The sequence below is a fragment of the Planococcus maritimus genome (assembly GCF_001592825.1).
Taxonomy (GTDB): Bacteria; Bacillota; Bacilli; order Bacillales_A; family Planococcaceae; genus Planococcus; species Planococcus maritimus_C.
In genome coordinates this window covers 67,866-79,345 of sequence record NZ_LTZG01000001.1, presented here as the reverse complement: position 1 = coordinate 79,345, position 11,480 = coordinate 67,866, and the positions used below count along the sequence as shown (strand labels likewise).

Annotated in this window: 8 protein-coding genes; 4 read left to right on the top strand and 4 right to left on the bottom strand. The window is 50.0% G+C overall.

Features of this window, described 5'->3' with window-relative positions; genetic code table 11:
* Window positions 1-129 precede the first annotated feature (129 nt).
* Window positions 130-495, top strand: coding sequence for a winged helix-turn-helix transcriptional regulator (locus AY633_RS00410; RefSeq protein WP_390176108.1), 366 nt, complete (start codon window positions 130-132; stop codon window positions 493-495).
* Window positions 496-1,002: 507 nt separating this feature from the next.
* Here the strand turns inward: AY633_RS00410 and AY633_RS00405 are convergent.
* Window positions 1,003-1,893 carry a DMT family transporter gene (locus tag AY633_RS00405; protein ID WP_260804386.1) on the bottom strand — a complete coding sequence of 297 codons (891 nt, stop codon included), beginning with the start codon at window positions 1,891-1,893 and terminating at the stop codon, window positions 1,003-1,005.
* Window positions 1,894-2,216: 323 nt separating this feature from the next.
* Here AY633_RS00405 and AY633_RS00400 point away from each other — a divergent pair, with 323 nt between their 5' ends.
* From AY633_RS00400 to AY633_RS00390, 3 genes are all read left to right on the top strand, one after another.
* The gene (locus AY633_RS00400; protein ID WP_068485539.1) at window positions 2,217-3,476 is read left to right on the top strand and encodes a YeeE/YedE family protein; all 1,260 of its coding nucleotides are present in this window, start codon (window positions 2,217-2,219) and stop codon (window positions 3,474-3,476) included.
* Window positions 3,477-3,690: 214 nt separating this feature from the next.
* A complete protein-coding gene (locus AY633_RS00395) occupies window positions 3,691-4,464 on the top strand; it encodes a helix-turn-helix transcriptional regulator (protein WP_068485537.1) in 774 nt (257 codons plus the stop codon).
* Window positions 4,436-5,056 carry a VTT domain-containing protein gene (locus AY633_RS00390; RefSeq protein WP_141705861.1) on the top strand — a complete coding sequence of 207 codons (621 nt, stop codon included), beginning with the start codon at window positions 4,436-4,438 and terminating at the stop codon, window positions 5,054-5,056. The genes AY633_RS00395 and AY633_RS00390 overlap by 29 nt, the downstream gene beginning before the upstream one ends.
* A 46-nt stretch (window positions 5,057-5,102) precedes the next feature.
* Here AY633_RS00390 and AY633_RS00385 read toward each other — a convergent pair whose 3' ends face one another.
* From AY633_RS00385 to parE, 3 genes are all read right to left on the bottom strand, one after another.
* On the bottom strand, window positions 5,103-6,695 hold the full coding sequence (locus AY633_RS00385; protein ID WP_068485533.1) for a long-chain-fatty-acid--CoA ligase: 1,593 nt from the start codon (window positions 6,693-6,695) through the stop codon (window positions 5,103-5,105).
* 357 nt (window positions 6,696-7,052) lie between these two features.
* The gene (parC, locus tag AY633_RS00380) at window positions 7,053-9,479 is read right to left on the bottom strand and encodes a DNA topoisomerase IV subunit A (RefSeq protein WP_068485531.1); all 2,427 of its coding nucleotides are present in this window, start codon (window positions 9,477-9,479) and stop codon (window positions 7,053-7,055) included.
* Window positions 9,476-11,446 carry a DNA topoisomerase IV subunit B gene (gene parE / locus AY633_RS00375; RefSeq protein WP_068485528.1) on the bottom strand — a complete coding sequence of 657 codons (1,971 nt, stop codon included), beginning with the start codon at window positions 11,444-11,446 and terminating at the stop codon, window positions 9,476-9,478. Before parE ends, parC begins: the two co-directional genes overlap by 4 nt.
* Between the last annotated feature and the right edge of the window lie 34 nt (window positions 11,447-11,480).

The following is an 11,480-nucleotide window of genomic DNA, read 5'->3' as shown; positions in this document are numbered from 1 at the left end:
CTCCAATAATGGTTTTATCGATCTATTTCGTTCGATAAATGCTAGTATGGGGGATGAGGATATGAAACGGAAGTACGTACTTTAAAGTGCTGTAGGAACTTTTTAGTGCCTATTAGAGGAGATGAAATGATGAAAAAATATAATATCTCAGTAGAAGCCACATTGGAAGTGATCGGCGGTAAATGGAAAACAGTGATTCTTTGTCATTTGACACACGGCACGAAAAGAACGAGCGAACTGCGGCGCTTGATGCCAAACATCACACAGAAGATGCTGACGCAGCAATTGCGTGAACTGGAAACCGATGGCGTCATCAACCGAATCGTCTACAACCAAGTGCCGCCAAAAGTCGAATACGAACTAAGCGAATACGGCTGGAGCTTGCAAGACATTTTGGATTCCTTGTGTCATTGGGGCGAGATGCATATCGAGAAAGTGCACGGAGATAAATTCGAAGTGTTGGAAGAAGGCGTCTTGAACGAGCATTTGAAATAAAGACAAGCCGGTTTCAAGAACTGATAGATCTGGGTGATGGGGACCGGCAAGTTGTTCTTGATAGCCGTTTTTTAAATTTAGTTTACATAATATAAATTATAGGAAGTTTAGTTTCATTTAATAAGTATACTTTTGATATTGAGACGAAACGGATTTTTTAGTGAAACTGGCCAGTTTTTGGCTTTCTCATCAAAACGCGTTTTCTGCCGGTTTTCGTTAGATTGACTAGCTACAACTTAAAACAAACCCGAAATCATTTCAGCTGAATGTTAGCTGTTTGGATTTCGGGTTTGTTGTGCTATGAATGAATAAATTTGTGCACGGGCTGCATGAATTTCATTTATATTCTTTCTAGCCGTCTTATCAGTTTCTTTAGCAAGAATTACGATTCTCTGCTTTTTACATGTGGCGTCTAGATCTGCCTCCAGTTAGGCTTTTACAGCGACTTACCTTTATTGGATACAGTTTTATGTCTCTTGTCTCATTCCAAGTTCACCGTTCTTGGTGTCACAAGGCTTTACTGGGAATCGCCGCTTCCTGCCGCTTCTCAGGCCAATTTACTAGGAAAATCCCTAAGAATATCAAGGCCCCGCCAATGACCAATGAAATGCCGACCCGCTCTCCCAAAAGCAGCCATCCGGTTAAAACGCCAAAAAATGGCGCTAAAAACAAAAAGGCACTGACTTTCCCAGGGTTGCCATTTTGCAGCAAGAAAAACCAAATCGCAAATTGAATAATCGACGCGGGAATCGACAGCCAAAAAATGATGAACAGCGATTCCGGGTTAATCGCAAGTGTCGGCGTTTCCAATAAGCTACTGGCCATTAGTAAGATCAACCCGCCAAACAGCATCTGGTACGCCGTCAGCACCCACGTATCCAATTGAATGCCCCATTGTTTGATCAGCAAAGTCCCGATAGCCCAGGAGATGGCGCTGCCAAAACCGAACAGCGTGCCGATTTCCATATTCACTTGGCTGCCCATAGTGATGAATACACCGAAAAATCCAAGCAGCACCCCTCCCCATTGCACGACACGGTACCGGATGCCAAGTGCCAACGTTCCAAACAACACAACGAGCAAGGGATTCGTAAACGTTAAAATGGCAGATTCTCCGGCAGTGATCGTGCGGAGGCTTAGAAAAATACAGCCCATGACGCCGGCCGTCTGAAAAAAGCCGATCAAGAACACGCGCAGCCATTCAGCAGCCGTTTTGGGATGTTTGCGGCGGAACAGCTTAACGAACAGCGCCATCAAGCTGCCGGCAATCGTAAAGCGAATCCCTACCAACAACAGCGGCGAGACGTGTTCGAGGCCGATTTTGCCGACCGCAAACGAAGACCCCATCAAGCTGGTCGTCACAATAACAAGAAAAGCGAAAATAAATGGATTGTTCACAGTACATCGGCTCCTTACTGTATGAAAGCATTCAAAAAGTTTGGTCTATTGCTCTATCGTAACGCAGAATCGCCCCATTTGCTTTAACTTCTTTTAATGAAAATCTCATCCCCCTTAATGAAACAGCCTAGAAAGCAAAAAACGCTCCTCACAAACCCTGAATGCCAGACGATTGAGTCCTTCGCTAGTTCGAGTAATTCTTCTTGCTCACCCTGCTCCCCTGTGCTTTTAAAGACTAAATGCCCGTTCGTTGACTTTCGATAATGACTGCTTTACGATAATATTCTATTTCCTACTATTTCACTCAGGAAAGGATGATTTATATGACGACTAGCACTCGCGTTCAACCCGTTAATGAAGTCAACGATCCCGTCTACCGGGACACCACTGCGTTAAACGCCCCTCAAAAATCTTTAATTGCCGGGGGCATCGGGGTCGCCGCTTTACTGACCGTTTATTTGCTCGCCACACAGCATATCGCCCAAACGGTACTGCTCGGCATCGGGCTATTGCTCGGATACACCTTGTTTCACGCGCGATTTGGCTTCACTTCGGCCTTTCGCCGGTTCATGTCGGTCGGAAACGGCCAGGCAATGCGCTCGCATATGCTCATGCTAGCAGTCGCTGTGACCTTGTTTGCCCCGATTCTGGCATATGGCTACTCTTTCTTCGGAACAGGCGTCTCGGGCTATGTATCTCCGGTCGGCGTGAGCTTGGTTGTCGGTTCGTTCATCTTTGGAATCGGCATGCAGCTCGGCGGTGGTTGCGCTTCCGGAACCTTGTATGCGATCGGCGGCGGACGTTCCGTTATGTTCATCACCTTGTTGTTCTTCATTATTGGGACAACGATCGGTGCTTATCACCTGCCATTTTGGACCGAAGACTTGCCAGCATTTGAACCCATATCGCTAGCTACGTCAACAGGGCTCGGATATGGCGGGGCATGGCTCGTCTCCATCGCGTTATTTGGTCTTATTGCCTGGATCACGTTAATCATCGAGAAAAAGAAACGCGCTCCAAAAATGGCGCCGCTTCCGACAACAACTGGGTGGAAACGCATTTTCCGTGGCTCTTGGCCATTGTTCGCTGCAGCGATTGCACTGGCTGTACTGAATGCATTGACCTTGATGACACGCGGCACTCCTTGGGGCATTACATCCGCTTTTGCCTTATGGGGCTCGAAAATTGCCGCGTTTTTCGGCGTAGACGTGGCGAGCTGGGGCTATTGGCAAGGCGCCAATGCGGCCTTGCTTGAGTCGTCGATTTTCGCGGATTCCACGACCGTGTTGAATTTCGGAGTCATCCTGGGTGCATTCCTGGCATCAGCTGCAGGTGGGTTGTTCAAATTCACCAAAATCACGATGGGCAACTTCTGGGCGTCTGTCGTGGGCGGTTTGTTGATGGGCTACGGAGCACGCCTTGCGTTTGGCTGCAACATCGGCGCGTATTTCGGCGGCATCGCCTCTTTCAGCCTACACGGTTACATCTGGGGCATTCTGGCACTGGCCGGCACGTTTTTCGCCTTGTACTTGCGGCCGTTGTTCGGCTTATCGGTGCCAAAATCCAACGATTCCGTTTGCTAAGCACGGCACTAGAACGATCAAAAGGCTTCCGATCATCGGAAGCCTTTTTTCTATGCTTTTTAACCGGTTGCGGTCGTTTGGCGTAAACGAACGAGGTTTTTATCAATTCTTGCTATTTGAACAGATAGATTTCGTCTTTTCCCGAAATAATTCCGATTTTTTTCTTATTTCTTGCTATAATTGACAAAATCCCCGTTTAGAAAGTTGGCTGTTAATGACTTCTTCCCTCGCTTTACACGCAATTGAATTCAATACTTTGCCGCGAGGCCGCTCCTATCACGTTCCGATGCACCGACACCAACACCTTACCGAAATGCTTTGGGTCGAAGCGGGACCACTCGAACTAGTGACGCCTACCGGGCATCACGTCATTAAAAGCGGGTCGCTTGTGTTGATTCCAGCAGGCGCGTGGCATGCTTGGTCAGTTTCTGATAGCGAGGAACAACGCTGGCATCGGCTGTTGCTGACGGCCACTACAGCAAATGGCAAGATCTGCATCACGGCCCCTGCTGGTGCTGCTTTGATTCCTTCCTTGTATAGAGAATTGGCCCGGGAGTTTGAAAGCAAAAACACCTTGTCCAGTAAAGCACGCCTGCTAATTGATTGGTTATGGCTAACCGTTGCGAGACATCAGCCTCAACCGCTTCCTCCGGTGAAATCAATCAAGATGAGTGGTGTTATGCACACAATGGAAGAAAAATGCCACTCATCCTTTTCACTTGCTGACGCGGCAAACGAGGCGGGTCTCAGTAAATTTCACTTTAGCCGCTTGTTTAAAGAAGCCTCTGGCCACACACCGCTCCAATTTATCATCAGCTGCCGCATGGAACGAGCCCAGCAGCTATTGGCGATGACGGAAGAAACGGTCGCTGCCATTGCTGAACGTTGCGGCTATAAGAGCGTGACACAATTTCACGCTGCCTTTACACGCCATACAGCCATGACCCCGAAGCGCTGCCGTGAGCAAGGCTTGGAGGCAAAACGATGAGCCGCGTGCGATTTACAGGGAAAGCGGGGCGAAGATGATGAGCGAACTCTTTTCTGTCGCGAAGTTTTACATGCTGTTGATCCTCAATATCGGAATCGGCACACTTGGATTCATCCCAAGTATCCTCATCACCCCCATTAACCTTGACCGATTTGGGTTGATCGGCGGCAGCGCTTTGTCTGTCGTCGGCGAAATCTTCGGGGCATTAATCGGCTTTTGCTTGTATCGGTACGGCGCCAAGCACCTTCCGTCTGCTTGGCAACAGCAGCAGTGGTTTCAATTCTTTCTGCGCCAAAAGAACGGGGCTGTGTTTTTCGCGGTCATTGCATTTCGGCTCTTGCCTTTTGCTCCGTCGGGCGCGGTGACCGCCGCCGCTGCCTTGACAACCATTTCCGCACCGGCTTTCTTTTGGGCGAGTTCGATCGGGAAACTGCCAGCATTGGCGTTGGAAATCACCTTGGCCTTTGGCATGGTTTTCTGGCTGCCGCAATCGCTGTTGTATGGCGTAATCGGTGTTGGTTTCGTTGGGATGTTGCTAATGGCGCTAAAGCGAAAACGCAGTTCCACTAAATTAAATAGGCAAAGACGATAACAAAGCGAGCGCCCCGGTTTAGGAGGCGCTCGCTTTGTTTAGTCCCTTAATTGATTTTCTTGCCGCCGCTCCAGTACATTTCACGCAATTGGAATTTCTGCAGCTTGCCAGTCGCCGTTTTGGGTAAGGATTCCACGAAGTCGACCGATTTTGGCACTTTAAAGCGCGCCAAATGATCCCGTGTGTAATCCAGAATTTCCTGTTCGGACGCTTCGGCTCCCTTGTGCAGCACGATGATCGCTTTTGGTACTTCCCCCCACTTCTCATCCGGTACGGCAATGACCGCCACTTCCGCAATTGCAGGATGCTTGTACAGCACGCCTTCAATTTCAGTCGAGGAAATGTTTTCGCCGCCCGAGATGATCATGTCTTTAATGCGGTCCTGGATTTCGATAAAGCCGTCTGGATGTGTCACGGCGAGGTCTCCGGTGTAGAACCAGCCATCGCGTATCGCTTCTGCGGTTTTTTCCGGATCTTTGTAATAGCCGGCCATGACGACGTTGCCGCGGGTAATGATTTCCCCGAGTTCTTTGCCGTTCCAAGCGACTTCTTTGCCATCGCCTTGGTTGACGACTTTCGTTTCCCCGTTAAACGCCAACTCAATTCCTTGGCGTGCCTTGATGCTTGCCTGTTGATCGGCATCCAGTGCATCAAATTCATTTTTCCATTCACAGTACAAAATAAACGGCGAGGTTTCGGTCAATCCGTAAACATGCATCATGTTAAGGCCGAGCGTTTGCTGGGCTTTGGCGATGAGTGCCGCAGCAGGCGGAGCGCCGGCTGTGCCCATGCGGATAGAGGTACTCAACTGAATGTCTTTGGCTGTCGGTTCGTTGACCAGCATATTGACGACCGTCGGCGCACCGCAGAGTGAGGTGATGCCGTGGCTTTCGAACAATTCAAGGATAAGTGGCGGGTCGACTTTTCGAAGGCACACATGCGTCGCACCGGCTGCTGTGATCGCCCACACCCCGCCCCAGCCATTCGTGTGGAACATCGGCAAGGTGTGCAAATAGACATCATCGTATTTGATCTCCAAATGATGCAGGAAGTTCGCGCCGTTCAAATAATTTGTGCGGTGCGTCTGCATGACGCCTTTAGGATTCGAAGTCGTCCCGCTCGTATAATTGAGCGACAGCATCTGGTTTTCATCAAGTTCCACTAAAGGCATGCGCTCGCCAGCCGCTGTTGCGATAAATGCCTCATAGTCGACACCGGGAAGAGTCGTTTCGTGTCCTTCAGCCGGGGCAATGATGTATTTTTCGATGGGCAAGTCCCCTTGGATGTCTTCCAGTATCTTGGCGTATTCCGCATCAACAATCAGCATCTTCGCATCGCTATGTTGAATAATATAGCCCAAGTCTTTTGCTGACAGCCGGTAATTAAGCGGCACGATGACCGCTCCAAGAGCTGGGATGCCGTAAAAGGCTTCGAGCATATAATGGGTGTTCGGCAGCATCACAGCGACATGGTCATGTGGCTTGATGCCTGCCTGATGCAGGGCAGTTCCCAACTGATCAGATCGCTGTGCAAACTCCCGGTATGTAAAACGCTTATCACCGTCGATCACGGCGACTTTCTCCGGATAATACTTGGCTGCCCGCCGTTTCCAGTCCAGCGGTGTCAGTGGTACGATCATTTCAAAAACCCCTCTCCTGTCTCTTTATGTTCACCTGTTATAGATCAAGTATAAAAATCCCGACCCATGCTGTCAATGTAAGTTTCAGAATTGACAGAAAACACAAGGTGTCCAGTTCCTGTTATAATACAAGGCCGCCTCGGTACGCAATCACCGTAAGCTTCGTCATGTAGAGAAAGACTGCCGGCATGTCATCAATTCACTTATTTAGCGATTGAATAAAATGAATAAACCATACCCTAAGCCCTCTTCGGACCATTTACCCTTTCGGCGTAGGCTCCTCTTTGTAATTGCCAGTCAGTTCACAACTAAAATAAAAAAGGCATTGAATGAATTAATCATTCAATGCCATTCGGATTATTCAGCGGTCGGGATGCGATATATAGCCGTGACGGTACCATCGGTGGTTTCGTCTACGATGAATGACCCGTTGGAATAACGGTCGACTGCTTTTAGACGCCCCGGTGCGATCGGAACGCGCAATCCTTTGGTCGTTTCGAGCAGAATTTCTTCTTTTCCGGTCGTGCCGATGACAGCGACGACGCGGTGGGGATTGGATTTCAATTCCCGCAGCATGACCACGCCGCGTTTGGCACGGCTGCCGCTTTCGAATTCGCTGAGTTTCATTTTCTTGGCGGCCCCGCGCTGTGTCGCGAGCACGAGATCCGGTGTTTGTTGTGCATCAATCATGACTGCAGACACCGCTTCGTCGCCTTCTTTTAAGTTCAAGCCTTTGACACCCGCAGTCCGGAGTCCCGTCACGGGCACTTCTTCGAGCGGGAAGCGAACGCCGTAAGCCATTTTCGTAGCGAGGAACAATTCATTTTCCTTCGTCACCAGTCCGGCGAAGATCATGTCGTCGCCCTTTTTCAAGTTCATCGTCTTGATGGCACGCGAATAACGCTGCACGTGGTAATCTTTTAATGCCGAACGCTTCACTTGGCCAAATTTCGAGACGGTCAAAATGGTCGCGTCTTGTTCAAAGTCTTCGAATGGGAACACGGCAAGCACGGATTCGTTGGAATCGAGCGTGACGATGCTTGATAAATGCTGGCCGAGGTCTTTCCATTTGATGTCCGGCAGTTCATTGACGGGCTGGAACACGAAATTTCCACCGGTCGTGAAGATCAACACCGTATGCTGCGTATTGAGATTGCCTTCAAACAACAGATGGTCGCTGTCTTTCATGGCGAAATCCTTGCCGTTCGATGCCGCATGGGAGCGGGTGCTCGTCCGTTTCACATAGCCTTCTTTTGTCACGGTAACGATGACTTCTTCACTTGGAATCATGATTTCGCGCGTAATGGTCAACTCTTCGATCTTTTCTTCGATTTCGGAGCGCCGTGGCTCTGCGAATTTCTTGCGAATGGCCTGCAATTCTTTTTTGATGAGGTTTTTCAACTTTGTCGTACTCGTCAAGATGCCGGTCAGTTCGGCAATGAGTTTACGCAAGCTTTCTTCTTCTTTTTCGAGCTCGGTGATATCGGTATTCGTCAGTCGGTAGAGCTGCAAGGAGACGATCGCTTCTGCCTGCGCTTCTGAAAACTCGAACTTCGAGATCAAATTGTTTTTCGCGTCGCGCTTGTCTTTCGACGCACGGATCGTTTTGATGACTTTATCGAGAATCGATAAGGCTTTGATCAAACCTTCAACAATGTGCATGCGGTCGCTTGCTTTTTGCAAGTCAAATTCCGAGCGTTTCGTCACGACTTCTTTTTGGTGTTCGATATAGGCATCAAGCATCGTCGGCAAAGTCATCATCGTCGGACGGCGGTGGTGAATCGCGACCATATTGAAGTTATAGCTGATTTGCAGGTCGGTGTTCTTGTACAAATAGTTCAAAATGCCGGCTGCTTGCACTTCTTTTTTCAATTCGATGACGATGCGAAGGCCCGTGCGGTCGGATTCATCGCGCACTTCGGAAATGCCGTCGAGTTTACGGTCAAAGCGGTGGTCATCAATTTTTTTAATGAGGCTCGCTTTGTTCACTTCAAATGGAATTTCCGTGATGACGATTTGTTCTTTGCCGCCTTTTAACGGTTCAACGGCTGCTTTGGAACGGACGACGATTTTGCCGCGCCCGGTCTCATAAGCTTTTTTGATGCCCTCGACGCCTTGGATGATGCCGCCGGTCGGGAAATCCGGACCTTTGAGAACTGTCATCAATTCATCGATCGAAGCATCCGGCTTGTCGATGCGCATGAGGACCGCGTCAAGCGCTTCGTGTAGCGCATGCGGCGGGATGTCGGTTGCATACCCAGCAGAAATCCCAGTCGAGCCGTTGACGAGCAAGTTCGGGAACCGCGCCGGCAACACGGTCGGTTCAACGTCCACATCGTCGAAATTCGGGATGAATTCGACGGTGCGTTTTTCAATGTCGCGCAATAGTTCGCCGGAAATCGCGGAAAGCCGGGCTTCCGTATAACGCATTGCGGCCGGAGAATCTCCGTCCATCGAGCCGTTATTGCCGTGCATTTCCACCAGCATGTGGCGGATTTTCCAGTCCTGGCTAAGCCGGACCATCGCTTCATACACAGAGCTATCGCCGTGCGGATGGTAATTACCGATGACATTCCCGACCGTTTTGGCGGATTTCCGGAACGCTTTGTCATTGGTATTGCCTTCGTGATGCATGGCATACAAGATGCGGCGCTGCACGGGCTTCAGCCCATCGCGGGCATCCGGCAAGGCGCGGTCTTGGATAATGTACTTACTATAGCGGCCAAACCGATCGCCGATGACTTCTTCTAAGGGCAGATCTTGGAAACGTTCGGTTTGTGTCATACGAGTTCCTCCTCAGCGTGAATCAAATCATTTTCTAAGATATTGCTGTCGTCTTCAAGTCCGAAGTCGACGTTGTTTTCAATCCATTTGCGGCGCGGTTCGACTTTATCGCCCATCAACGTCGTGATGCGGCGTTCAGCGCGCGCGCCGTCTTCGATCGTCACACGGATCAAGGTGCGCGATTCCGGATTCATCGTCGTCTCCCACAATTGGTCAGCGTTCATTTCCCCGAGACCTTTATAGCGCTGGAGCATATAGCCTTTGCCGATTTTCTTAATCGACTTATCGAGGTCCGCTTCGGTCCATGCGTAATCGACCACTTCTTTTTTGCCTACGCCTTTTGAGACTTTGTACAGTGGCGGCAAGGCGATAAACACTTTTCCGGCTTCGATCAATGGCTTCATGTAGCGGTAGAAGAACGTCAACAGCAAGACTTGGATATGCGCGCCGTCGGTATCGGCATCGGTCATGATGATGACTTTATTATAAGCGATGTCATCGACGGAGAAGTCAGAAGACACACCGCCGCCGATTGCGTGGATGATGGTGGCGATTTCTTCGTTTTTCATAATTTCTTCCAGTTTCGCTTTTTCAGTGTTAACGACTTTCCCGCGCAGCGGCAAGATCGCCTGGAACGTCCGGTCGCGGCCTTGTTTCGCCGAACCGCCGGCCGAGTCGCCCTCGACCAGGTACAATTCATTCTTTTTGGCGTTGCGCGACTGCGCTGGTGTCAATTTTCCGGACAATAACGTATCGGATTTCTTGCGTTTTTTGCCATTTCGGGCATCTTCCCGCGCTTTTCGTGCGGCGAGACGCGCCTGAGACGCTCGTATTGCTTTGCGGACGAGTGAAGCACTGTGTTCCGCGTTCTCCTCGAGAAAGTACATCAATTGCTGGGAGATGACCGCATCAACCGCACCGCGGGCTTCGCTTGTGCCGAGTTTGCTTTTCGTCTGCCCCTCAAATTGCAGCAACGCTTCCGGGATGCGCACCGAAACAATCGCCGCCAAGCCTTCGCGGATGTCGGAGCCTTCAAGGTTCTTGTCTTTGTCTTTCAACAAATTGATTTTGCGTGCGTAATCATTGAACACACGGGTCATGGCCGCTTTGGCGCCCGTTTCGTGCGTCCCGCCGTCTCGCGTTCGGACATTGTTGACGAACGACACAATCGTTTCGGAATAGCCATCGTTGAACTGGAACGCAAATTCGACTTCCAAGCTGTCGCTTTGGCCTTCCATGTACGCCACTTTATGAAGGACGTCTTTTTCTTCGTTCAAGTATTCAACGAACGCTTTGATGCCGGTTTCATAAAAGAAGCTCTCGCCCGTTTGGTTGCGTTCATCGATTAGTTCGATGTTCATGCCTTTCATAAGGAACGCGGATTCACGCAAGCGTTCGCTTAGCGTGTCGTAATTGTATTTGGATGCGCTAAAAATGCTTTCGTCCGGCAAAAAGTGAATCAACGTGCCCGATTCTTTCGTTTTGCCGATTTCTTCTAAGGTCGTCGCGGGTTTGCCGCCGTTCTCAAAACGCTGGCGGTATTTGCGCCCGTCACGGTGGATCGTCACTTCGAGAAAGCTCGATAAGGCGTTGACGACAGAAGCGCCGACACCGTGAAGCCCGCCACTCGTCTTATAACCGCCCTGGCCAAACTTGCCCCCTGCATGAAGCACTGTCAAAATGACTTCCGGTGTTGGTTTGCCGCTTCTGTGCATTCCTGTAGGCATGCCGCGGCCGTAGTCACGCACGCTGATGCTGTTGTTCTCGTGAATGGTGACAGTGATGCGGTCGCCATAACCGGCAAGCGCTTCGTCGACTGAGTTGTCGACAATCTCGTAAACTAAATGGTGAAGCCCGCGGGAATCGGTTGAACCGATGTACATCCCGGGGCGTTTGCGTACAGCATCCAGCCCCTCTAGAACTTGGATCGCTTCTTCGTTGTATGCATTGTTGTTCGTTTTAGCCATCTATTTCCCTCCGCAAACATTTGTTCGTATACTC

Bases quoted from the DNA above. Each gene is read 5' to 3' on its own strand.
- AY633_RS00410 (WP_390176108.1), top strand. From the start codon at position 130: ATGAAAAAATATAATATCTCAGTAGAAGCCACATTGGAAGTGATCGGC.
- AY633_RS00400 (WP_068485539.1), top strand. From the start codon at position 2,217: ATGACGACTAGCACTCGCGTTCAACCCGTTAATGAAGTCAACGATCCC.
- AY633_RS00395 (WP_068485537.1), top strand. From the start codon at position 3,691: ATGACTTCTTCCCTCGCTTTACACGCAATTGAATTCAATACTTTGCCG.
- AY633_RS00385 (WP_068485533.1), bottom strand. From the start codon at position 6,695: ATGATCGTACCACTGACACCGCTGGACTGGAAACGGCGGGCAGCCAAG.
- parC (WP_068485531.1), bottom strand. From the start codon at position 9,479: ATGACACAAACCGAACGTTTCCAAGATCTGCCCTTAGAAGAAGTCATC.
- parE (WP_068485528.1), bottom strand. From the start codon at position 11,446: ATGGCTAAAACGAACAACAATGCATACAACGAAGAAGCGATCCAAGTT.